The 23,685-nt window shown below is 63.0% G+C and carries 18 protein-coding genes and 4 tRNA genes; 2 read left to right on the top strand and 20 right to left on the bottom strand.

The window, feature by feature from the left end; translation table 11 throughout:
* The first annotated feature begins 89 nt into the window (after nucleotides 1–89).
* Nucleotides 90–1,091 carry an AraC family transcriptional regulator gene (locus AC3WVS_RS22760; RefSeq protein ID WP_492320441.1) on the top strand — a complete coding sequence of 334 codons (1,002 nt, stop codon included), beginning with the start codon at nucleotides 90–92 and terminating at the stop codon, nucleotides 1,089–1,091.
* Between the two features lie 189 nt (nucleotides 1,092–1,280).
* On the opposite strand, the gene AC3WVS_RS22765 is transcribed toward AC3WVS_RS22760, so the two are convergent.
* The 9 genes from AC3WVS_RS22765 to rpoB form a co-directional block, all read right to left on the bottom strand.
* Nucleotides 1,281–1,409 carry a hypothetical protein gene (locus AC3WVS_RS22765; protein ID WP_492320442.1) on the bottom strand — a complete coding sequence of 43 codons (129 nt, stop codon included), beginning with the start codon at nucleotides 1,407–1,409 and terminating at the stop codon, nucleotides 1,281–1,283.
* Between the two features lie 290 nt (nucleotides 1,410–1,699).
* Entirely contained in the window at nucleotides 1,700–2,008 is a 309-nt protein-coding gene (rpsJ, locus tag AC3WVS_RS22770; RefSeq protein WP_006160488.1) for a 30S ribosomal protein S10, read from the bottom strand.
* Between the two features lie 78 nt (nucleotides 2,009–2,086).
* Nucleotides 2,087–3,277: an elongation factor Tu gene (gene tuf / locus AC3WVS_RS22775; protein WP_492320443.1), complete on the bottom strand. Its 1,191-nt coding sequence runs from the start codon at nucleotides 3,275–3,277 to the stop codon at nucleotides 2,087–2,089.
* Nucleotides 3,278–3,355: 78 nt separating this feature from the next.
* The gene (gene fusA / locus AC3WVS_RS22780; RefSeq protein WP_492320444.1) at nucleotides 3,356–5,464 is read right to left on the bottom strand and encodes an elongation factor G; all 2,109 of its coding nucleotides are present in this window, start codon (nucleotides 5,462–5,464) and stop codon (nucleotides 3,356–3,358) included.
* Nucleotides 5,465–5,581: 117 nt separating this feature from the next.
* Nucleotides 5,582–6,052 (bottom strand): 30S ribosomal protein S7, encoded by a 471-nt coding sequence (gene rpsG / locus AC3WVS_RS22785; protein WP_010810459.1) that lies wholly within the window; start codon nucleotides 6,050–6,052, stop codon nucleotides 5,582–5,584.
* A 231-nt stretch (nucleotides 6,053–6,283) separates the two neighbouring features.
* Nucleotides 6,284–6,661 (bottom strand): 30S ribosomal protein S12, encoded by a 378-nt coding sequence (rpsL, locus tag AC3WVS_RS22790; RefSeq protein WP_010810460.1) that lies wholly within the window; start codon nucleotides 6,659–6,661, stop codon nucleotides 6,284–6,286.
* 348 nt (nucleotides 6,662–7,009) lie between these two features.
* Nucleotides 7,010–8,857, bottom strand: coding sequence for a DNA helicase RecQ (gene recQ / locus AC3WVS_RS22795; RefSeq protein WP_492320450.1), 1,848 nt, complete (start codon nucleotides 8,855–8,857; stop codon nucleotides 7,010–7,012).
* A gap of 185 nt (nucleotides 8,858–9,042) precedes the next feature.
* Nucleotides 9,043–13,290, bottom strand: a complete 4,248-nt coding sequence (rpoC, locus tag AC3WVS_RS22800; RefSeq protein ID WP_492320445.1) for a DNA-directed RNA polymerase subunit beta' — start codon at nucleotides 13,288–13,290, stop codon at nucleotides 9,043–9,045.
* A 125-nt stretch (nucleotides 13,291–13,415) separates the two neighbouring features.
* On the bottom strand, nucleotides 13,416–17,522 hold the full coding sequence (gene rpoB, locus AC3WVS_RS22805; protein WP_492320446.1) for a DNA-directed RNA polymerase subunit beta: 4,107 nt from the start codon (nucleotides 17,520–17,522) through the stop codon (nucleotides 13,416–13,418).
* On the opposite strand from rpoB, the gene AC3WVS_RS22810 reads away from it, so the two are divergent.
* Complete coding sequence (locus tag AC3WVS_RS22810; protein ID WP_162166395.1) at nucleotides 17,403–17,783, top strand: hypothetical protein; 381 nt, start codon at nucleotides 17,403–17,405, stop codon at nucleotides 17,781–17,783. The two genes, rpoB and AC3WVS_RS22810, sit on opposite strands and share 120 nt — an antisense overlap.
* Nucleotides 17,784–17,941: 158 nt before the next feature.
* Here AC3WVS_RS22810 and rplL read toward each other — a convergent pair whose 3' ends face one another.
* From rplL to AC3WVS_RS22865, 11 genes are all read right to left on the bottom strand, one after another.
* Nucleotides 17,942–18,316, bottom strand: coding sequence for a 50S ribosomal protein L7/L12 (gene rplL / locus AC3WVS_RS22815; RefSeq protein WP_010810464.1), 375 nt, complete (start codon nucleotides 18,314–18,316; stop codon nucleotides 17,942–17,944).
* Between the two features lie 69 nt (nucleotides 18,317–18,385).
* Nucleotides 18,386–18,907 carry a 50S ribosomal protein L10 gene (gene rplJ, locus AC3WVS_RS22820; RefSeq protein WP_010810465.1) on the bottom strand — a complete coding sequence of 174 codons (522 nt, stop codon included), beginning with the start codon at nucleotides 18,905–18,907 and terminating at the stop codon, nucleotides 18,386–18,388.
* A gap of 423 nt (nucleotides 18,908–19,330) precedes the next feature.
* Nucleotides 19,331–20,026 carry a 50S ribosomal protein L1 gene (rplA, locus tag AC3WVS_RS22825; protein WP_010810466.1) on the bottom strand — a complete coding sequence of 232 codons (696 nt, stop codon included), beginning with the start codon at nucleotides 20,024–20,026 and terminating at the stop codon, nucleotides 19,331–19,333.
* Complete coding sequence (gene rplK / locus AC3WVS_RS22830) at nucleotides 20,027–20,458, bottom strand: 50S ribosomal protein L11 (RefSeq protein ID WP_010810467.1); 432 nt, start codon at nucleotides 20,456–20,458, stop codon at nucleotides 20,027–20,029.
* 159 nt (nucleotides 20,459–20,617) lie between these two features.
* Nucleotides 20,618–21,199 (bottom strand): transcription termination/antitermination protein NusG, encoded by a 582-nt coding sequence (gene nusG / locus AC3WVS_RS22835; RefSeq protein WP_010810468.1) that lies wholly within the window; start codon nucleotides 21,197–21,199, stop codon nucleotides 20,618–20,620.
* A 10-nt stretch (nucleotides 21,200–21,209) separates the two neighbouring features.
* Nucleotides 21,210–21,590, bottom strand: a complete 381-nt coding sequence (secE, locus tag AC3WVS_RS22840) for a preprotein translocase subunit SecE (RefSeq protein ID WP_010810469.1) — start codon at nucleotides 21,588–21,590, stop codon at nucleotides 21,210–21,212.
* 59 nt (nucleotides 21,591–21,649) lie between these two features.
* A tRNA-Trp gene (locus AC3WVS_RS22845) sits at nucleotides 21,650–21,725 on the bottom strand.
* Between the two features lie 84 nt (nucleotides 21,726–21,809).
* Nucleotides 21,810–23,000: an elongation factor Tu gene (tuf, locus tag AC3WVS_RS22850; RefSeq protein ID WP_492320443.1), complete on the bottom strand. Its 1,191-nt coding sequence runs from the start codon at nucleotides 22,998–23,000 to the stop codon at nucleotides 21,810–21,812.
* Between the two features lie 45 nt (nucleotides 23,001–23,045).
* A tRNA-Thr gene (locus AC3WVS_RS22855) sits at nucleotides 23,046–23,120 on the bottom strand.
* 37 nt (nucleotides 23,121–23,157) lie between these two features.
* Nucleotides 23,158–23,231, bottom strand: a tRNA-Gly gene (locus tag AC3WVS_RS22860).
* A gap of 51 nt (nucleotides 23,232–23,282) precedes the next feature.
* Nucleotides 23,283–23,368: transfer RNA gene (locus AC3WVS_RS22865), tRNA-Tyr, on the bottom strand.
* Between the last annotated feature and the right edge of the window lie 317 nt (nucleotides 23,369–23,685).

Genomic DNA, 23,685 nt, shown 5'->3' on the forward strand with positions numbered 1-23,685 from the left:
TGCCCCGGCCGTCAAGCCGGGCCGGCCCCGGAACCAGCGGCGCGCACGTTCACCGGCAGCGCCGCGGCCCCCGCCAGAGGAGCGAGACAATGCAGCTGCCCCCCGCCGCCGGACCGCTGGCGAGCGCCCTGCTCGCCGATCCCGCCCGGTGCGTGTTCGCCTCGACCGACCTGGCCGAGACGCGCGCCGCTGTCGGGCGCGTGTTCAAGCCGCACCGGCTCGAGATACGCGGCACCCGCTTGCAGGCACGCATGCATCATGCGCCGCTTGGCGCGGTCTCGTTCAACCGCCTCGCCTACGGCGCCGACGTCACCATCGACCCCGGCCCGCTCGGCGACTTCCTGCTGGTGCAGATGCCGCTGCAAGGACAGGCCGAGATCCGCTGCGGCGACCAGCACATCGTGTCCACGCCTGACTGCGCTTCGGTGCTGACGCCCAGCGATGCGCTGGCCATGCGCTGGAGCGCCGACAACGACCAGCTGATCGTGCGCATCGAACGCAGTGCGCTGGAACGCATCTGCGCCGCCCATCTGGGCCGCCGGCCCGAGCGGCCGCTGCGCTTTGCGCTCGGCATGGACTGGCGCACCGGCGCGTGGTACGAGCTGATGCGCTATCTCGCCGCGATGCTGGAGACCGCGCCCGAGACCGCGTGCCATCCGCTGACCGCGTGCCAGCTGGAACAGCTGGTGATCGGCACGCTGCTGACGTCGCAGCCGCACAACCTGTCGGACGCATTGCGCGAGCACGGCAAGCCGCTGGCGCCGCGCCATGTGAAAGTGGTGGAGGAATATATCCACGCAAACGCCGCGGCGGAGCTGACGCCCGCCGTGCTGGCCGAGGTCGCCGGCGTCAGCGTACGCAGCCTGTTCGCCGGTTTCCGCGAGCATCGCGGCACCGGGCCGATGGCCTACCTGCGCACGGTACGGCTGGAGCGCGTGCGGCACGACCTGCTGAACGACGCTTCGGTGCCGTCAGTAAGCGCGGCGGCGCTGCGCTGGGGCTTTGCCCATCTGGGACGGTTCAGCGCGGAGTACCGGCGCGCGTTCGGAGAGTGCCCCGCGCAGACCTTGCGGCGGCGCGGAGCGGGCTAGGCGTGTGTGAATTCAGTGCTGCCGCTTCGGGCGAGGCCGCCGCGATCGCTCAGCTCATCGCGCAACTGTAGCTGGCAGCAAGACTGGCATCCCCCGACCCCGAGTACTTCGGGAATTTCGGGTACACGCACATCGTGCATGGTGCGCACCACGCTCTGCTGCGTGTCCCTTTTCGAGATCAGCAACTGCTCAGGGGCGGCCGATTTCTCGACCCAGTCGCGTGAGTCCGATGGCCAGCGCCACGGCAAGGCCGATGGCATTGCCCGAGCGCGGCCGCATTGGCGCGGACGCACGGGTCCGGTGAGTCCTTTCAAACATGATTGTCTCCTCTGGGGGGCGCCACGCTTATGTTTGCGGCTTTGCCGATACGCCTGGAACGAGGTAAAGCCGTTGCGGGGGGAAGCACATGATTCAATCAATCAGCGTTTATGTATCACTTCGCAGCGCGTGATGCCGGCGCCAAGCGGGTCGATCGTCGCCCTCGCTCGCGCGGCAGGGGAGCAGTCCGGGGAGCAAGGCTGCTGTATGCAAGCCTTGAAAACAAAAACGGCGAACCATACGGTTCGCCGTTTTGCTGCAGCAGGCCGCGGGCGCGGCCCGAAGCATGATTACACCTTGATCTCGACGTCCACGCCTGCCGGCAGGTCGAGCTTCATCAGCGCGTCAACCGTCTTGTCGGTCGGGTCGACGATGTCCATCAGGCGCTGGTGCGTGCGGATCTCGAACTGATCGCGGCTGGTCTTGTTGACGTGCGGCGAACGCAGGATGTCGAAGCGCTGGATGCGGGTCGGCAGGGGCACCGGGCCCTTGACGATTGCGCCGGTACGCTTGGCGGTATCCACGATTTCGGCGGCCGACTGGTCGATCAGGCGGTAGTCGAAAGCCTTCAGGCGGATACGGATCTTCTGGTTCTGCATGATATTTCCTTAAAAGAGCGATTGGGCAACGTGCCCGTTGAATGGGGACATGCCCGACAGGCATGTCCCAGGAAGTGCTTAGTCGAGGATCTTTGCCACGACGCCGGCGCCGACGGTACGGCCACCTTCACGGATAGCGAAGCGCAGGCCTTCTTCCATGGCGATCGGGGCGATCAGCTTGACGGTGATCGACACGTTGTCACCCGGCATGACCATTTCCTTGTCCTTCGGCAGCTCGATCGAGCCGGTCACGTCGGTCGTACGGAAGTAGAACTGCGGGCGGTAGTTGTTGAAGAACGGGGTGTGACGGCCGCCTTCGTCCTTCGACAGGATGTACACCTCGCCGGTGAAGTGGGTGTGCGGCTTGATCGAACCCGGCTTGCACAGCACCTGGCCGCGCTCGACGTCTTCACGCTTGGTGCCGCGCAGCAGCAGGCCAACGTTGTCGCCGGCTTGACCCTGGTCCAGCAGCTTGCGGAACATTTCCACGCCGGTGCAGGTGGTCTTCACCGTCGGCTTGATACCGACGATTTCGATTTCCTCACCGACCTTCACCACGCCGCGCTCGATACGGCCGGTCACCACGGTGCCGCGACCCGAGATCGAGAACACGTCTTCCACCGGCATCAGGAAGGTACCGTCAACGGCACGCTCCGGCGTCGGGATGTAGGTGTCCAGCGCTTCGGCCAGGTTCATGATGGCCACTTCGCCCAGCTCGCCCTTGTCGCCTTCCAGCGCCAGCTTGGCCGAACCCTTGATGATCGGGGTGTCGTCGCCGGGGAACTCGTACTTCGACAGCAGCTCGCGAACTTCCATCTCGACCAGCTCGAGCAGTTCAGCGTCGTCCACCATGTCGCACTTGTTCAGGAACACGATGATGTACGGCACGCCAACCTGGCGGGCCAGCAGGATGTGCTCACGCGTTTGCGGCATCGGGCCGTCAGCGGCCGAGCAAACCAGGATCGCGCCGTCCATCTGGGCGGCACCCGTGATCATGTTCTTCACATAGTCAGCGTGGCCCGGGCAGTCAACGTGCGCGTAGTGGCGGTTGGCCGTTTCGTACTCGACGTGGGCGGTATTGATGGTAATACCGCGTGCCTTCTCTTCCGGCGCTGCGTCGATTTCGTCGTACTTCTTGGCGGCACCGCCAAACTTGGCTGCCAGCACCGTGGCAATCGCTGCGGTCAGCGTGGTCTTGCCATGGTCAACGTGACCAATCGTACCAACGTTCACGTGCGGCTTGGTCCGCTCGAACTTTTCCTTTGCCATTTCTTAACTCCTGATAGGAATGCAGTCTTGTTGTTTCATCGCGCCGCCGCACCGGCAGGCGCGGCGGCAAACTTCCAATTACTTGCCCTTGGCCGACATCACGGCTTCGGCGATGTTCTTCGGTGCTTCAGCGTAGTGCTTGAATTCCATGGTGTACGTGGCGCGGCCTTGCGTGGCCGAGCGCAGCGACGTGGAATAACCGAACATTTCCGACAGCGGGACTTCGGCCTTGATGATCTTGCCGCCGCCCACCATGTCGTCCATGCCCTGCACGATGCCGCGGCGGGACGACAGGTCGCCCATCACGGTACCCGTGTAGTCTTCCGGCGTTTCCACTTCCACGGCCATCATCGGCTCGAGCAGAACCGGGCTGGCCTTGCGCATGGCTTCCTTGAAAGCCATCGAGCCGGCCATGCGGAACGCGTTTTCGTTCGAGTCCACGTCGTGGTACGAACCGAACGTCAGCGTGACCTTCACGTCCACCACCGGGAAGCCAGCCAGGATGCCGTTCGGCAGCGTGTCGACGATACCCTTTTCGACCGCCGGGATGTATTCGCGAGGAATCACACCGCCCTTGATGGCGTCGATGAACTCGAAGCCCTTGCCCGGCTCTTGCGGTTCCAGCGTGATCACGGCGTGACCGTACTGGCCACGGCCGCCCGACTGCTTGACGAACTTGCCTTCAACGCCTTCGGCCGTCTTGCGAATGGTTTCGCGGTAGGCCACCTGCGGCGCGCCGATGTTGGCTTCCACGCCGAATTCGCGCTTCATGCGGTCGACCAGAATTTCGAGGTGGAGCTCGCCCATGCCCGAAATGATGGTCTGGCCCGATTCTTCATCGGTACGCACGCGGAACGACGGATCTTCAGCGGCCAGGCGGTTCAGGGCGATGCCCATCTTTTCCTGGTCAGCCTTGGTCTTCGGCTCGACGGCCTGCGAGATCACCGGCTCCGGGAACACCATGCGCTCGAGCACGATCGGTGCAGCCGGATCGCACAGCGTGTCGCCCGTGGTGGCGTCCTTCAGACCCACTGCAGCGGCGATGTCGCCGGCCAGCACTTCCTTGATTTCTTCGCGCTGGTTGGCATGCATCTGCAGAATACGGCCGAGGCGTTCCTTCTTGCTCTTGACCGGGTTGTACACGGTGTCGCCCGAATTGATCTTGCCCGAGTAGACGCGGAAGAAGATCAGCTGACCAACGAACGGGTCGGTCATGATCTTGAACGCCAGTGCCGAGAACTTTTCGTTGTCGTCAGCCTTGCGCTCGAGCTTCTTCTCGCTGTCGTCCTCGTCCGTGCCCGTAACCGGCGGAATGTCGACCGGCGACGGCAGGAAGTCGATCACGGCGTCGAGCATACGCTGCACGCCCTTGTTCTTGAACGCGGTGCCGCACAGCATCGGCTGGATTTCGCAGGCGATGGTACGGTCACGCAGCGCCTTGACGATCTCGGCGCGGGTCAGCTCTTCGCCGCCCAGGTACTTTTCCATCAGCTCTTCGCTGGCTTCGGCGGCGGACTCGACCATCTTCTCGCGCCATTCGTCAGCGGTGGCTTGCAGCTCGGCCGGGATGTCCTGGTATTCGAACTTCACGCCCTGGCTGGCTTCGTCCCAAATGATCGCCTTCATTTCCAGCAGATCGACGACGCCTTGGAAGCCGTCTTCAGCGCCGATCGGCACCACGACGGGCACCGGGTTGGCCTTCAGGCGGGTCTTCAGCTGGTCGTAGACCTTGAAGAAGTTCGCGCCGGTACGGTCCATCTTGTTGACGAATGCCAGACGCGGCACGCGGTACTTGTTGGCCTGACGCCAGACGGTTTCCGACTGCGGCTGCACGCCACCCACTGCGCAGTACACCATGCACGCGCCGTCCAGCACGCGCATGGAACGCTCCACCTCGATGGTGAAGTCCACGTGGCCCGGGGTGTCGATGATGTTGAAGCGATGCTCGGGGTAGTTGCCGGCCATGCCCTTCCAGAAGGCGGTGGTCGCAGCAGACGTGATGGTGATGCCGCGCTCCTGCTCCTGCTCCATCCAGTCCATGGTGGCCGCGCCATCATGCACTTCACCGATCTTGTGGTTCACACCGGTGTAGAACAGGATGCGCTCGGTCGTGGTGGTTTTACCCGCGTCAATGTGAGCCGAGATACCGATATTGCGGTAGCGCTCAATGGGAGTCTTACGAGCCACTTTAATCCTCTATTCGTCCGTGAGGCGCCGGCATCTCATGGCCCGCGCCCCTAACACAAACGGGCGAGATGTGTAAAAACACAGCCCGCCCGGCAACCAACAAACGCTATCGCGCGCTTAGAAGCGGAAATGCGAGAACGCCTTGTTGGCTTCGGCCATGCGGTGCACTTCGTCACGCTTCTTCATTGCGCCGCCACGGCCTTCCGATGCTTCCAGCAGCTCACCTGCCAGGCGCAGCGCCATCGACTTCTCGCTGCGTTTCTTCGCGGCCTCGCGCAGCCAACGCATCGCCAATGCCAGACGACGCGACGGACGGACTTCGACCGGAACCTGATAGTTGGCGCCGCCCACGCGACGGCTCTTCACTTCCACCACCGGCTTCACGTTGTTGATGGCAACGGAGAACACTTCGATGGGGGCCTTGCCTGCCTTCTTTTCGATCTGGTCAAACGCGCCATAGACGATACGTTCGGCAACCGACTTCTTGCCGTCCAGCATCAGCACGTTCATGAACTTGGCAACTTCAACGTTGCCGAACTTCGGATCAGGCAGAACATCCCGCTTGGGGACTTCACGACGACGTGGCATCTTCTTTCCTTTAGATTCAGTTGAGAGCGCGGTCAGTTGTTCCCGCTCTCCGGCCACCAACTAGCTTGCATGCAATAGACAGCAAATTCGCCGGGTGACCACTTACTCGACGGCACGGTTGCCAAAAAAAGGCGCTCCGTTGTACCGCCGCCTGGTGACAGCACCATGACTCGCGCCACAGGCTATCGTTTGTTTGCTGCTTCGGGTCTCGCAGACCCAGGCACCCTAAGCTTAGGCCGCCTTCGGACGCTTCGCGCCGTACTTCGAACGGGCCTGCTTGCGGTCCTTCACGCCTTGCAGATCCAGCGAACCACGGACGATGTGGTAACGCACACCCGGCAGATCCTTCACACGGCCGCCGCGGATCAGCACGACCGAGTGTTCCTGCAGGTTGTGGCCTTCACCGCCGATGTACGAAATGACTTCGAAACCGTTGGTCAGGCGCACCTTGGCAACCTTACGCAGTGCCGAGTTCGGCTTCTTCGGCGTCGTGGTGTACACGCGGGTGCACACGCCACGGCGCTGGGGGCAGTTCTCAAGCGCCGGGCTCTTGCTCTTGACGACTTCAGAGACGCGCGGCTTGCGAACCAGTTGGTTGATAGTTGGCATTGTTCAATCCAGCTTGGTTTGACGAAAAACGCCCCTCGCACCGGCATGCACCGAAATGGAGAGGCAACTACGGGTTTTGGGCGGGAGAGATGAGCGGACGCGCTCTGGAGACGGGACTGTGCGGTAACAGCATGCCAAAGAGCGCGAGCCGGCACCCGGATCCCGCGTCTGCCGCCACCGGTCCATGGAAACCCAGTCCGGAAGGCTTGCCGGCAGCGGCCTAAAGGCCACTTCTCCGACGGGGCGAGCGAAATCCAAAGCCAAAAACTCGAATCTGGCATCCTAGCAGGGGAATCGTATACCGTCAAGCTGTATACCCGACCCGGGACGCGCTGACGCTGCCCTCGGTCAGACCCCGCGGAGCGCTTCCAGGATGGACTGTCCGTAGCGCTCCAGCTTGGAGGCACCGATCCCGGGAATGCCCTGCATCGCCGACAGGGAGCCCGGCGCAGTCCGGGCCAGCTCCGCCAGCGTTGCGTCGTGGAAGATGACATAGGCCGGCACGCCGTGCTCGCGCGCGGCCTCGGTGCGCCAGCGGCGCAGCGCCTCCCAGTTGGCCAGCATGTCTGCGTCCATGTCGGCGGTGTGGTCGGTGCGGGTGCCGCGCACGGCACGCTCGCCGGACTTGCCCGGCTTGGTGGCCTGGCGGCGCAGGATGATCTGGCGCTCGCCCTTGAGCACCACGCGCGCGTCCTCGCCCAGCAGCAGCGCGCCATGGCCGCCATGGTCGATGGTCAGCAGACCCTGGGCAATCAGCTGGCGGAACACCGTATGCCATTCATGCACCGAGCGGTCCTTGCCGATGCCGAAGGTGGACACCTTGTCGTGCCCCCACTGGCGGATCTTCTCCGAGCTGTTGCCGCGCAGCACGTCGATCAGGTGGGTGGCGCCGAAGTGAACCCGGCTCGCCTGCGCGGTGCGGTACACGCAGGACAGCGCCATCTGCGCCTCGCGCGTGCCGTCCCAGGTGGCCGGCGGCTCCAGGCAGGTATCGCAGTTGCCGCAGGGTTCACTGGCCTCGTTGAAATACGCCAGGATGCGCACGCGCCGGCAGCCCGCGGTCTCGCACAGGCCCAGCAGCGCATCGAGCTTGGACGACGACACGCGCTTGAAGGCCTCGTCCGCCTCGGACTCGTCGATCATGCGCTTCTGCTGCACCACGTCGCCCAGGCCGTAGGCCATCCAGGCATTGGCCGGCAGGCCGTCGCGGCCGGCGCGCCCGGTTTCCTGGTAGTAGCCTTCCATGCTCTTGGGCAGGTCCAGGTGGGCGACAAAGCGCACGTCGGGCTTGTCGATACCCATGCCGAAGGCGATCGTCGCCACCATCACCAGTCCTTCTTCCTCGCGGAAGCGGGCCTGGTGGTGCTGGCGCACCTGGGCATCCATGCCGGCGTGGTAGCCCAGCGCATTGATGCCCTGTCCGCTCAGCCACTGCGCCGTGTCCTCCACCTTCTTGCGCGACAGGCAATAGACGATGCCGCTGTCATGGTTGCCGTCGGCCGCAGTGTGCTCGGCCTTGATGAAGGCCAGCAGCTGCTGGCGCGCATTGTCCTTCTCGACGATGCGGTAGCGGATATTGGGCCGGTCGAAGCTGGAGATGAAGACGCGGGCGTTGTCCAGCGCCAGGCGCTCGATGATCTCGTTGCGCGTGAGTGCGTCGGCCGTTGCCGTCAGCGCGATGCGCGGCACGTACGGGAAGCGCTCGTGCAGCACCGACAACTGGATGTACTCGGGGCGGAAGTCGTGGCCCCACTGCGACACGCAGTGCGCTTCGTCGATGGCAAAGAGCCCGACCCGAATGCGCTCGAGCAAGTCCTGGAAGCGTGGCGTCATCAACCGTTCCGGCGCCACGTAAAGGATCTCTATGCGTCCGGCCAGCAGGTCGCGCTCGACCGCCGAGGCCTCGGACCCGGTCAGCGTCGAATTGAGCACTGCGGCGCGTACGCCCGCTTCAGTCAGCGCCGCGACCTGGTCCTGCATCAGCGCGATCAGCGGCGACACCACGATGCCGACGCCGTCGCCGGCACGCTGGCGCAGCAGCGCCGGGATCTGGTAGCACAGCGACTTGCCGCCGCCGGTCGGCATCAGCACCAGGCAGTCGCCGCCCGTCGCAACGTGGTCGATGATCTCGGCCTGGCGCCCACGGAAGGCGTGGTAGCCGAACACATCTTTGAGGATCGCCAGCGCGTGCGACATAGACAACGGAATTGCTGAAGCCGGAAAAGCCGTAACCATACCACTAAGGGGGCCGCTTCCGTGCCCGCCGGGCTAACAGTCCGAACATTCTCACGACAGGGCCGGCTGCGGGCGGAAAGAAAAAAAGCCCGGCTGGATCAGCCGGGCTTTCGGGCCGCCTTGCGGCGGCAAACAGCTTACTGCGATCAGACGTTGTCGCCTTCGCCTTCGGTCGTCGCCTGCACCACCGGCGCCGGCTCGATGAAGAGCGACTGCTCTTCTTCGGCGATCGCCTGGGCGCGTTCGCGCTCGGAGGCCTCGCGCGCCTTGCGGGCACGGTGGTAGGCCAGGCCGGTACCGGCCGGGATCAGACGACCCACGATCACGTTTTCCTTCAGACCACGCAGGTCGTCGGTCTTGCCCATGATCGCGGCTTCGGTCAGCACGCGCGTGGTTTCCTGGAACGATGCCGCCGAGATGAAGCTGTCGGTCGACAGCGACGCCTTGGTAATACCCAGCAGCAGGTTCTCGTAGGTCGCCGGACGCTTGCCTTCGGCGATCACGCGGTCGTTCTCGTCGAGCAGTTCCGAGCGCTCCACCTGTTCACCCGGGATGAACTTGGTGTCGCCCACGTCGGCGATCTGCACACGACGCAGCATCTGGCGAACGATCACCTCGATGTGCTTGTCGTTGATCTTCACGCCCTGCAGACGGTACACGTCCTGCACTTCGTCCACGATGTAATGCGCCAGCTCTTCAATGCCCTTCAGGCGCAGGATGTCGTGCGGGTCCGCCGGACCTTCCACGATCATTTCGCCCTTGTTAACCACCTGGCCGTCGTGCACCAGCACCTGCTTTTCCTTCGCGATCAGGAACTCGTGGGCATTGCCGTCCAGGTCGGTAATGACCAGGCGCTGCTTGCCCTTGGTGTCCTTGCCGAACGAGGTCGTGCCGGTGACTTCCGCCAGCACGGCGGCATCCTTCGGCGAACGCGCTTCGAACAGCTCGGCCACACGCGGCAGACCACCGGTAATGTCGCGGGTCTTCTGCGATTCGGTCGGGATACGCGCGAGCACTTCACCCACGTGCACTTGCTGGCCGTCCTTCACGGTAATCAGCGCGCCGACCTGGAAGCCGATGGTCACGGAGTGATCCGTGCCCGGGATCTTCACTTCCTGGCCATTCGCGTCGAGCAGCTTCACCTGCGGGCGGATGCCCTTGGTTGCAGCCGTGCGGCGCTTGGCGTCGATCACCACCAGGGTCGACAGGCCCGTCACTTCGTCCATCTGCTTGGCGACGGTCACGCCTTCTTCGACGTTCTCGAACTTGGTCGTACCGGTGTATTCCGAAACGATCGGGCGAGTCAGCGCGTCCCACGTGGCCAGCTGCGTGCCAGCCTTGATGGCCTGGCCGTCCTGCACCAGCAGCGTGGCGCCGTACGGGATCTTGTGGCGCTCGCGCTCACGGCCGTGGTCGTCGGTGATCAGCGCTTCGCCCGAACGCGAGATGACGATCAGTTCGCCCTTCGCATTGGTGACGTAACGCATGGTCGCCGTGAAACGCACGGTACCGGTTGCCTTGGCTTCCACGCTCGATGCCACTGCCGCACGCGATGCCGCACCACCGATGTGGAACGTACGCATGGTCAGCTGCGTGCCCGGCTCACCGATCGACTGGGCGGCAATCACGCCCACCGCTTCGCCGGAGTTCACCAGCACGCCGCGGCCCAGATCGCGGCCATAGCACTTGCCGCACAGGCCGTAGCGCGTGTCGCACGACAGCGGGGTGCGGACCTTGACTTCGTCCACGCCGATGTTGTCGATCAGCTCGACCAGATCTTCGTCCAGCAGCGTGCCGGATTCGATCGCGGTTTCCTGGGTTTCCGGGTTCACCACGTCGGCCACGGTCACACGGCCGAGGATACGGTCGCGCAGGGCTTCGATCACTTCACCGCCTTCGACCAGGGCCTTCATGGCCACGCCGTTGGAGGTACCGCAATCGTCTTCCACCACGACCAGATCCTGGGTCACGTCGACCAGACGACGGGTCAGGTAACCCGAGTTCGCGGTCTTCAGTGCCGTATCCGCCAGACCCTTACGGGCACCGTGGGTCGAGATGAAGTACTGCAGAACGTTCAGGCCTTCACGGAAGTTCGCCGTAATCGGCGTTTCAATGATCGAGCCATCCGGCTTGGCCATCAGGCCACGCATACCAGCCAGCTGGCGGATCTGCGCGGCGGAACCCCGTGCGCCCGAGTCGGCCATCATGTAGATGGAGTTGAACGACTCTTGCTTCACGGTCTTGCCTTCGCGGTCGACCACGTCTTCGTGCTGGAGCTGCTCCATCATCGCCTTGCCCACCTGGTCGCCGGCGGCGCCCCAGATGTCCACGACGTTGTTGTAGCGTTCCTGGTCGGTCACCAGACCCGACATGTACTGCTTGTCGTATTCCTTCACCTTGGCCGAGGCCTCGGCGATGATCTTTTCCTTGGCGGGCGGCACCAGCATGTCGTCGATCGCGATCGAGATACCGGCGCGGGTTGCCAGGCGGAAGCCCGACTGCAGCAGCTTGTCGGCGAAGATCACGGTCTCGCGCAGGCCGCACTTGCGGAACGCGGTGTTGATCAGGCGCGAGATTTCCTTCTTCTTGAGCGGCTTGTTCAGCACCGAGAACGGCAGGCCCTTGGGCAGGATCTCGGACAGGATCGCGCGGCCGACCGTGGTGGCCTGCAGCGTGATCTTGGGTGCGAAACGGGCGTCGCCCTCGGCGTCCTTGTCGACCAGCTCATACTCGGTGATACGCACGTTCACGCGGGAAGCCAGCTCGACTTCCTTGTTCTCGTAGGCGCGAATCACTTCGCTGATATCGGCGAAGGTCATGCCCTCGCCGCGGCCGTTGATCTTGTCGCGGGTCGTGTAGTACAGACCCAGCACCACGTCTTGCGACGGCACGATCGACGGATCGCCGTTGGCCGGGAACAGCACGTTGTTGGACGCCAGCATCAGGGTGCGGGCTTCCATCTGCGCTTCCAGCGACAGCGGCACGTGGACAGCCATCTGGTCACCGTCGAAGTCGGCGTTGAACGCCGCGCAGACCAGCGGGTGCAGCTGGATGGCCTTGCCTTCGATCAGCACCGGCTCGAACGCCTGGATACCCAGGCGGTGCAGCGTCGGCGCACGGTTCAGCATCACCGGGTGCTCGCGGATCACCTCTTCGAGGATGTCCCACACCACCGGGGTCTGGCTTTCCACTTCCTTCTTCGCCGCCTTGATGGTGGTGGCGATGCCCATCGTTTCCAGCTTGTGGAAGATGAACGGCTTGAACAGCTCGAGCGCCATCAGCTTGGGCAGGCCGCACTGGTGCAGCTTGAGCGTCGGGCCCACCACGATGACCGAACGGCCCGAGTAGTCGACGCGCTTGCCCAGCAGGTTCTGACGGAAACGGCCGCCCTTGCCCTTGATCATTTCGGCCAGGGACTTCAGCGGACGCTTGTTGGCGCCGGTCATCGCCTTGCCGCGACGGCCGTTGTCCAGCAGCGAGTCAACCGCTTCCTGCAGCATGCGCTTTTCGTTGCGCACGATGATCTCAGGCGCCTTCAGCTCCAGCAGGCGCTTGAGGCGGTTGTTACGGTTGATGACGCGGCGATACAGGTCGTTCAGGTCCGAGGTCGCGAAGCGGCCGCCGTCCAGCGGCACCAGCGGACGCAGCTCGGGCGGCAGCACCGGCAGCACTTCGAGGATCATCCACTCGGGCTTGATGCCCGAACGCTGGAAGGCCTCGAGCACCTTCAGGCGCTTGGCGAACTTCTTGATCTTGGCTTCGGAGCCGGTGGCCTGCAGCTCGGCGCGGATCTGTTCGATCTGCTTCTCGATGTCGATGCCGCGCAGCAGTTCACGGATACCCTCGGCACCCATCATGGCGACGAACTCGCCCTCGCCGTACTCGTCGCACTTCGCCAGGTAGTCGTCTTCGGACATGATCTGGCTCTTCTTGAGCGGGGTCATGCCGGGTTCGATCACCACGAATGCTTCAAAGTACAGCACGCGCTCGATGTCGCGCAGCGTCATGTCCAGGACCATGCCCAGGCGCGACGGCAGCGACTTCAGGAACCAGATGTGCGCGGTCGGCGCGGCCAGTTCGATGTGGCCCATGCGCTCGCGGCGCACCTTGGCCAGCGTCACTTCAACGCCGCACTTCTCGCAGATCACGCCACGGTGCTTCAGGCGCTTGTACTTGCCGCACAGGCACTCGTAGTCCTTGATCGGGCCAAAGATCTTGGCGCAGAACAGGCCGTCGCGTTCCGGCTTGAAGGTACGGTAGTTGATCGTTTCCGGCTTCTTCACTTCGCCGTACGACCACGAACGGATCTTCTCGGGCGAGGCCAGGCCGATCTTGATCGCGTCGAACTGCTCTTCCTGCTGTACCTGCTTAAAGAGATCGAGCAATGCTTTCATTGCAACTCCTTGTTTCGCCATCGCCCCGGAGTCTGTCCGGGTCGATGGCATTCATCCTGTGGGAAATCCTTCGCCTGTAGTGTCGACAGGGAGCCGGCCGCAACCGGCTCCCCTCACCTGCCCGATCAGTAGCGATCGAGGTCGATGTCGATACCCAGCGAGCGGATTTCCTTCACCAGCACGTTGAACGATTCCGGCATGCCGGCATCGATCGAGTGCTCGCCCTTGACGATGTTCTCGTACACCTTGGTACGGCCGTTCACGTCATCGGACTTGACCGTCAGCATTTCCTGCAGCACGTACGACGCGCCGTAGGCTTCCAGTGCCCAAACTTCCATCTCACCGAAACGCTGGCCACCGAACTGGGCTTTACCACCCAGCGGCTGCTGCGTCACCAGCGAGTACGGGCCGGTGGAACGCGCGTGCATCTTGTCGTCGACCAGGTGGTGCAGCTTCAGCATGTGCATCACACCCAGCGTGACCGGACGCTCGAACGCTTCGCCGGTGCGGCCGTCGAACAGCGTGACCTGCTGCTTGGAAGCGGTCAGGCCCTTCTCCTTCGCGATCTCTTCCGGATAGGCGAGGTCCAGCATGCGGCGGATTTCGTCCTCATGCGCACCATCGAACACCGGCGTCGCGAACGGCACGCCCTTCTTCAGGTTCTCGGCCAGCTCCAGGACTTCCGAATCCGACAGGCTGTCGAGGTCTTCGACCTTGCCGCTCTCGTTGTAGATCTGCGTGAGCAGCTTGCGCACTTCGGCTGCCTTGGCTTGCGCCTTCAGCATGTTGCCGATGCGCTCGCCCAGGCCGCGCGCGGCCCAGCCCAGGTGGGTCTCGAGAATCTGACCCACGTTCATCCGCGAAGGCACGCCCAGCGGATTCAGCACGATGTCGGCAGGCGTACCGTCGGCCATGTAGGGCATGTCTTCGATCGGGGTGATCTTGGACACGACACCCTTGTTGCCGTGACGGCCGGCCATCTTGTCGCCAGGCTGCAGGCGGCGCTTGACGGCCAGGTACACCTTGACCATCTTGATCACGCCCGGCGGCAGTTCGTCGCCCTGCGTGAGCTTCTTGCGCTTCTCTTCGAAGGCCAGGTCGAACTCGTGGCGCTTCTGCTCGATGGCTTCCTTGACGGCTTCCAGCTGGGCAGCCAGTTCTTCGTCGGCCGGACGGATGTCGAACCAGTGGTACCTGTCGATATCCGCCAGGTATTCCTTGGTGATCTTGGCACCCTTGGCCAGCTTCTTCGGACCGCCATTGACGGTCTTGTCGATGAGCAGGCGCTCCAGACGCTGGAACGCGTCGCCTTCCACGATACGCAGCTGGTCGTTCAGGTCCAGGCGGTAGCGCTTCAGTTCGTCGTCGATGATCGACTGGGCACGCTTGTCGCGGGTCACGCCTTCGCGGGTGAAGACCTGGACGTCGATCACGATGCCGCTCATGCCCGACGGCACGCGCAGCGAGGTGTCCTTCACGTCCGAAGCCTTCTCGCCGAAGATCGCGCGCAGCAGCTTCTCTTCCGGGGTCAGCTGGGTCTCGCCCTTTGGTGTGACCTTGCCAACCAGCACGTCGCCGGCTTCGACTTCAGCGCCGATGTAGGTGATGCCCGACTCGTCCAGGCGAGCCAGCTGGGCTTCGGCCAGGTTCGAGATATCGCGCGTGATTTCTTCCGGTCCCAGCTTGGTGTCGCGGGCAACGACCGACAGTTCCTCGATGTGGATCGAGGTATAGCGGTCTTCGGCCACCACACGCTCCGAGATCAGGATCGAATCCTCGAAGTTGTAGCCGTTCCACGGCATGAACGCCACCAGCATGTTCTGGCCCAGGGCCAGTTCGCCCAGGTCGGTCGAGGCGCCGTCGGCGATCACATCGTTGCGGGCAACGATATCGCCAACCTTGACCATCGGACGCTGGTTGATGTTGGTGTTCTGGTTCGAGCGCGTGTACTTGATCAGGTTGTAGATGTCCACGCCGACTTCACCGGCCACGGCTTCGTCGTCGTTCACGCGGATCACGATACGCATCGCGTCGACGTAGTCGACCACGCCGCCACGCATCGCCTGCACGGCCGTACCCGAGTCGACCGCAACGGTGCGCTCGATGCCGGTGCCGACCAGCGGCTTGTCCGGACGCAGGCAAGGCACGGCCTGGCGCTGCATGTTGGCGCCCATCAGTGCACGGTTCGCGTCATCGTGTTCCAGGAACGGCACCAGCGAGGCAGCGGCCGACACGATCTGCGACGGCGCCACGTCGATGTACTGCACGCGGTCCGGCGTGACCATGCGGGTTTCACGCTCGGAGCCTTCACGCGCCGACACCAGTTCGTCGGTCAGGTTGCCGTCGGCGTCAACGGTCGCGTTGGCCTGCGCCACCACGTACTTGCCTTCCTCGATCGCGGACAGGTAGTCGACCTGGTCGGTCAGCTTGCTGTCGACCACCTTGCGGTACGGCGTTTCCAGGAAGCCGTATTCGTTCAGGCGGGCATACAGTGCCAGCGAGTTGATCAGACCAATGTTCGGACCTTCCGGCGTTTCGATCGGGCACACGCGGCCATAGTGGGTCGGGTGCACGTCACGGACTTCAAAGCCGGCGCGCTCGCGCGTCAGGCCGCCCGGGCCCAGTGCGGAGACACGGCGCTTGTGCGTGATCTCGGACAGCGGGTTGGTCTGGTCCATGAACTGCGACAGCTGCGACGAACCGAAGAACTCGCGGATCGCCGACGAGATCGGCTTCGAGTTGATCAGGTCGTGCGGCATCAGGTTCTCGGTCTCGGCCTGGCCCAGACGTTCCTTGACGGCACGCTCCACGCGCGACAGGCCGGCGCGGAACTGGTTTTCGGCCAGTTCGCCGACGCAACGCACGCGACGGTTGCCCAGGTGATCGATGTCATCGACCTCGCCCTTGCCGTTGCGCAGGTTGACCAGGATCTTGATGGTCTCGAGGATGTCCTCGTCCTGCAGCACCATGGCGCCTTCGCCGGTCGGGCGGCCCAGACGGCTGTTGACCTTCATGCGGCCAACGCGCGACAGGTCGTACGACTCTTCGCTGTAGAACAGGCGCTGGAACAGCGCTTCCACCGCTTCTTCGGTCGGCGGCTCGCCCGGGCGCATCATGCGGTAGATCGCGATCCGCGCAGCGGTCTGGTCGGCGGTCTCGTCCACGCGCAGGGTCTGCGACATGTACGGGCCCTGATCCAGGTCGTTGGTGTACAGGGTCTGGATCTGCTTGACGCCGGCTTCGCGCAGGTTTTCCAGCAGCGTTTCGGTCAGCTCGTCGTTGGCGTTGGCAATCACCTCGCCGGTATCCGGGTCGATGATGTTCTTGGCCAGCACGCGGCCCAGCAGGTAGTCTTCCGGCACGCTGATCAGCTTGGTGCCGGCCGAATCCAGGTCGCGGATGTGCTTGGCGTTGATCCGCTTGTCCTTCTCGACCACCACGCGGCCGTTCTTGTCGGCGATGTCGAAGCGCGCGACTTCACCGCGCAGGCGCTCGGGCACGAACTCCAGCTGCGCGCCTTCGGCCTGCAGCGTGAAGTTGTCGAACACGAAGAAGTGCGCGAGGATCTGTTCCGGGGTCAGGCCGATCGACTTCAGCAGGATCGTCACCGGCATCTTGCGGCGGCGGTCGACGCGGAAGTACAGGATGTCCTTCGGATCGAATTCGAAGTCCAGCCACGAACCGCGGTAGGGAATGATACGTGCCGAGAACAGCAGCTTGCCCGAGCTGTGGGTCTTGCCCTTGTCGTGCTCGAAGAACACGCCCGGCGAGCGGTGCAGCTGCGAGACGATGACACGCTCGGTGCCGTTGATGACGAACGAACCGGTGGAAGTCATCAGGGGGATCTCACCCATGTAGACTTCCTGCTCCTTCACTTCCTTGACCTTGCCCGGGTTCTCGCGATCGTTGATGATCAGGCGAACCTTGGCGCGCAGGGCCGAGTGGAACGTCAGGCCACGCTGCTGGCACTCCTTGACGTCGAACGGCGGGTTGGACAGGTGATACGAGACGAACTCCATACGGGCAAGCCCGTTATGCGAGGAGATCGGGAAGATTGCGTTGAAAGCGGCCTGGAGGCCTTCGGTCTTGCGACGCGCGGTCGGCGTTTCCGCTTGCAAGAACTGAGTGTAGGATTCAATCTGGGTGGCAAGCAGGAATGGAACCTGATGTACCGTCGCGCGCTTCGCAAAGCTTTTGCGAATGCGCTTCTTTTCGGTGAAGCTGTACGCCATGGGATCTCCGAATCATCGCAGGGCTGGCTGGACCTGGCCGGACCTGAGGTGTTCAGCGACTGGGAGGGGATTTGGCGGTTGGCCGCTACCAACCTCTGGCTGACAGTGTCCGCACGCTGCGGGCGGTGTGGTCGTCGCATCAAGCGCAACGCCTGTACTCGCCCGGGGGACACCCGACCAAACTTGTCTTCTGCAGTCGGTTCAGAAGACAAACATCAGCAGCAACCACTTAGTGTGCCACTGATGTTTGGCCTCTGCTGAGACTCCGGCATGCCCAAGGGCATCGAGACTCGCAAACATCACTTTCTGTCGCGAAGAGTGCTTCTCAAAACACTTTCGCACAAGCGCAAAAAGGCTGGCGCCGGGAATTTCCCTTTGCCAGCCCCATCCGCGTGCCGAAAGGGCACGCGAGCAATGCCTTACTTGACGTCGACCTTCGCGCCAGCGTCTTCCAGCTTCTTCTTGGCTTCGGCAGCAGCAGCCTTGTCCACGCCTTCCTTGACGGGCTTCGGTGCGCCATCAACCAGGTCCTTGGCTTCCTTCAGGCCCAGGCCGGTGATTTCGCGAACAGCCTTAATCACGCCGACCTTGTTGGCGCCGACTTCGGCCAGGATCACGTTGAACTCGGTCTGCTCTTCAGCAGCGGCGGCACCGCCGGCGCCCGGGGCAGCAGCCACAGCCATGGCAGCAGCCGACACGCCAAACTTCTCTTCGAACGCCTTGACCAGGTCGTTCAGTTCCATCACGGACATCGCGCCAACGGCTTCCAGGATGTCGTCTTTGGTGATTGCCATTTGAAATACTCCTACTAGATTTGATTCGGTATCGGTAATGCGATCTTTCGATGCGAGGCCTGGATTGCCTTAGGCGCCAGCGGCTTCCGCTTCCGCGGGAGCGCCTTCGGCGTTCTTGGCAGCCAGTGCAGCCAGCAGACGGGCGAAGCCCGACACCGGTGCCTGCATCACGCCCAGCAGCTGAGCAATCAGTTCGTCGCGGCTCGGGATCGAGGCCAGCGCCTTCACGGCGGCAGCGTCGAGAACCTTGCCGTCATACGACCCGGCGCGCAGGACCAGCTTGTCGTTGGTCTTGGCGAAGTCGTTCAGAACCTTGGCCGACGACACTGCATCTTCGGAAATACCGTAGATCAGCGGACCGGTCATCTGCTCTGCGAGGCTTGCAAACGGCGTACCTTCGACGGCACGGCGGGCCAGCGTGTTCTTCAGAACACGCAGGTACACGCCTTGCTGACGAGCGGTGGAACGCAGCTTGGTCAGATCGCCAACCGTAATGCCGCGATATTCGGCCACGACGATGGTCTGGGCCTTGGCGACTTGCGCCGAAACCTCAGCAACGACGGCCTTCTTATCTTCAATATTGAGTGGCACGGTTAAGCTCCAAAATGACGCTAGCCCTCCGGCAATACCGGAGTCTTCACGTCAGCACAAACGAACGGCGTCCGATTGGCCCGAATCACCCGGGACAGGCCCGGATTCATCAATCCCTTCGGGTGCGCCATCTGCGCTGGTTGCCCGGGGTTGGTCATGCACGGCACCTGGCCCTGCTTGTACCTCCCGGCCGATTAAGCCCGCATGCCTGACTGCGGTCATGCGGACACCAGCGGTCTTTGATAACCAGCGGCGACTGCCTGAACACAACGTGTCCGACTGCCGCCACTGCCCAAAGCCTTGCTCCCTGTCCTTGTCCCGCCGCTTGGCAGAACCAGGTCCGGAGCCGATCCCCGCTTACGCCAGGATCTTCAATTCGCGGCCGACCGGTGCTATCGGGTCCGGTCAGCCCATGCCGTCAGCTCAGGCCGACAGCGAAGCTTGTTCCACGCGCACGCCAACGCCCATGGTGGACGAGACGGCGATCTTGCGCAGGTACACGCCCTTGCTCGTAGCCGGCTTGGACTTCACCAGGGCTTCCAGCAGTGCGGACAGGTTGCTCTTCAGCGCTGCGTCGTCGAACGAGCGGCGGCCGATGGTGGCGTGGATGATACCGGCCTTGTCGACACGGAACTGCACCTGGCCAGCCTTGGCGTTCTTCACGGCCTGGGCCACGTCGGGCGTCACGGTACCGACCTTCGGGTTCGGCATCAGGCCGCGCGGGCCCAGGATCTGGCCCAGCGTACCGACGATACGCATCGTGTCCGGCGAAGCGATCACGACGTCGAAGTTCAGGTTGCCGGCCTTGACTTGCTCGGCCAGGTCTTCCATGCCGACGATGTCAGCACCGGCGGCCTTGGCGGCTTCGGCCTTTTCGCCCTGGGCGAACACAGCCACGCGAACCGACTTGCCGGTACCTGCGGGCAGCACCACCGAACCACGAACCACCTGGTCCGACTTCTTGGCGTCAATGCCCAGCTGCACGGCCACGTCGATCGACTCGTCGAACTTCGCCGAGGCGCAGCCCTTCACCAGGCCCAGGGCCTCGTCGATCGGGTAAAACTTGGTACGCTCGATCTTCGCCTTGTTGGCGGCGACGCGCTTGGAAACCTTAGCCATTTACAGACCCTCCACGGTGATGCCCATCGAACGAGCCGAACCGGCGATGGTACGCACGGCGGCGTCCAGGTCGGCGGCGGTCAGGTCAGCGTTCTTGGCCTTGGCGATTTCTTCAGCCTGGGCGCGGGTGATCTTGCCAACCTTGTCGGTGTGGGGCTTCGGCGAACCCTTGGTGATGCCTGCTGCCTTCTTGATCAGCACGGTCGCCGGGGGCGACTTCATCACGAAGGTGAAGCTCTTGTCGGCGAAGGCGGTAATCACCACCGGCACCGGCAGACCGGGTTCCATACCCTGGGTCTGGGCGTTGAACGCCTTGCAGAACTCCATGATGTTCAGACCACGCTGACCCAGTGCGGGACCAACGGGCGGGGAGGGATTTGCCTTACCAGCCGGAATCTGCAGCTTGATAAAGCCAATGATCTTCTTGGCCATCTCTACTCCAATCCGGATCGCTCTTTCGGGATGCGATCCTGTTGAGTCGTAACGCGCTGTCGCCGCACCTTCGGCACGGCCTCACGCTCCTCTTGGCGCCGCCACCGGGGCGTCGCCGTTGCCAGTTGCCGCCCTTTCAGGCCGCAGCCGGCAAATTCCTTAAACCTTCTCGACCTGGCCGAACTCGAGCTCGACCGGCGTGGCACGCCCGAAGATCGTGACCGAGACGCGCAGGCGCGATTTCTCGTAGTTCACTTCTTCCACGTTGCCGTTGAAGTCGGTGAACGGGCCGTCCTTGACGCGCACCATTTCGCCCACCTCGAACAGCGTCTTGGGACGCGGCTTCTCGACCCCTTCCTGCATCTGGGTCATGATCTTGTCGACTTCGCGCTGCGAAATCGGGCTCGGGCGGTTGCGGGCGCCGCCCACGAAACCGGTGACCTTGCTGGTGTTCTTCACCAGGTGCCAGGTCTCGTCGGTCATTTCCATTTCCACCAGCACGTAGCCGGGGAAGAAACGACGCTCGGTGACCGACTTGTGGCCGCCCTTGATTTCCACGACTTCTTCGGAAGGCACCAGGATGCGGCCAAACTTGTCCTGCATCTCGGCGCGTTCGATGCGCTCCTGCAGCGCGCGCTGCACGCTCTTCTCCATGCCGGAATAGGCATGCACGACATACCAGCGCTTCTTCGACGAAGGCGATTCCGGCGCGGTGGTTTCCTGCTGAGCGTTATCCGTCATGTGCTACCTCTTATTTCCAGCCCAGCACGAGCGAGAAGACGACCCACTCGATGAGCTTGTCAGCCGACCACAGGAACAGCGCCATGATGACGACAAAGACGAAGACCAGCCCCGTCATTTGTCCGGCTTCCTTGCGCGTCGGCCAGACGACCTTGCGAACTTCCCGATACGATTCCTTGGCGAACCCGATAAAGTCCTTGCCTGGTGCCGACACCAGCGCAACTACGATACCCAGTGCAATACCACCGAACAGTGCGGCGCCACGTACATAAGACGGTTGCTGTGCCAGTGCATAGAAACCGATGACGCCCGCAACCACCAGCAGCACCGCCACGCCAAGCATCCACTTGCCGCTGCTGGCGTTCACGGTTTCAACATTGGGATTGGCCATGTTTCGCAAACGAGACTAAGCCGCGTCACGATTGCTCTTCGCGACGCGGCTGATTGATTTGGCAGGGGCAGAGGGAATCGAACCCCCAACCTTCGGTTTTGGAGACCGACGCTCTGCCAGTTGAGCTATACCCCTAAAACAACTGTGGGGCCGGCGCTGGCGCCAACCCCTTCTGGCAACGAACACGGCCGGTTGGTGCCGCGTTCGCTATCAAACAACTTAGTCGAGGATCTTTGCCACGACGCCGGCGCCGACGGTACGGCCACCTTCACGGATAGCGAAGCGCAGGCCTTCTTCCATGGCGATCGGGGCGATCAGCTTGACGGTGATCGACACGTTGTCACCCGGCATGACCATTTCCTTGTCCTTCGGCAGCTCGATCGAGCCGGTCACGTCGGTCGTACGGAAGTAGAACTGCGGGCGGTAGTTGTTGAAGAACGGGGTGTGACGGCCGCCTTCGTCCTTCGACAGGATGTACACCTCGCCGGTGAAGTGGGTGTGCGGCTTGATCGAACCCGGCTTGCACAGCACCTGGCCGCGCTCGACGTCTTCACGCTTGGTGCCGCGCAGCAGCAGGCCAACGTTGTCGCCGGCTTGACCCTGGTCCAGCAGCTTGCGGAACATTTCCACGCCGGTGCAGGTGGTCTTCACCGTCGGCTTGATACCGACGATTTCGATTTCCTCACCGACCTTCACCACGCCGCGCTCGATACGGCCGGTCACCACGGTGCCGCGACCCGAGATCGAGAACACGTCTTCCACCGGCATCAGGAAGGTACCGTCAACGGCACGCTCCGGCGTCGGGATGTAGGTGTCCAGCGCTTCGGCCAGGTTCATGATGGCCACTTCGCCCAGCTCGCCCTTGTCGCCTTCCAGCGCCAGCTTGGCCGAACCCTTGATGATCGGGGTGTCGTCGCCGGGGAACTCGTACTTCGACAGCAGCTCGCGAACTTCCATCTCGACCAGCTCGAGCAGTTCAGCGTCGTCCACCATGTCGCACTTGTTCAGGAACACGATGATGTACGGCACGCCAACCTGGCGGGCCAGCAGGATGTGCTCACGCGTTTGCGGCATCGGGCCGTCAGCGGCCGAGCAAACCAGGATCGCGCCGTCCATCTGGGCGGCACCCGTGATCATGTTCTTCACATAGTCAGCGTGGCCCGGGCAGTCAACGTGCGCGTAGTGGCGGTTGGCCGTTTCGTACTCGACGTGGGCGGTATTGATGGTAATACCGCGTGCCTTCTCTTCCGGCGCTGCGTCGATTTCGTCGTACTTCTTGGCGGCACCGCCAAACTTGGCTGCCAGCACCGTGGCAATCGCTGCGGTCAGCGTGGTCTTGCCATGGTCAACGTGACCAATCGTACCAACGTTCACGTGCGGCTTGGTCCGCTCGAACTTTTCCTTTGCCATTTCGCGACTCCTGTCTCGGTAGCGATATTGCCAGTGCGTGGTATTTGGTGCCCATGGGCAGGATCGAACTGCCGACCTCTCCCTTACCAAGGGAGTGCTCTACCACTGAGCCACATGGGCGAAACTTGACGTACTACTCTGACAGCAACCGCGCGACTGGAGCGGGTGAAGGGAATCGAACCCTCGTCGTAAGCTTGGAAGGCTTCTGCTCTACCATTGAGCTACACCCGCCCGGTTCTTTCCTGCTTCTTCACCGGCACTGCCGGCTGCTGTCTTGCATTCTGGTGGAGAGGGCTGGATTCGAACCAGCGTAGGCGTAAGCCAACAGATTTACAGTCTGCCCCCTTTAGCCACTCGGGCACCTCTCCGCAGAGAACTATCGATTATGGGGCTTCTCACCTTGCCTGTCAAGCACTTTCCGTTGCGGATGCTGTACTTGGCCAGACAAGGGAAGGCGTTCCAGCGTGGCGCTTGAACCGCCTGATCACTCCCACAAGCGCAGTTTAGATTTCTGCGTTCTCACCCTATAGGGGCTTTCCAGCGTCGCTCCTGGAGGCTCTGAGGCCGCCTGGCAGGCCCCGCGAGGCCGCTCGCGACCACGAGCCGGAAAAGACAAAACCCCTCGCAGCACACGCTGTCGAGGGGTTTTGGGAATAAGAGCCTGGCGATGACCTACTTTCACACG

It is taken from the genome of Cupriavidus sp. CPT47-8839-RL05A (assembly GCF_058792255.1).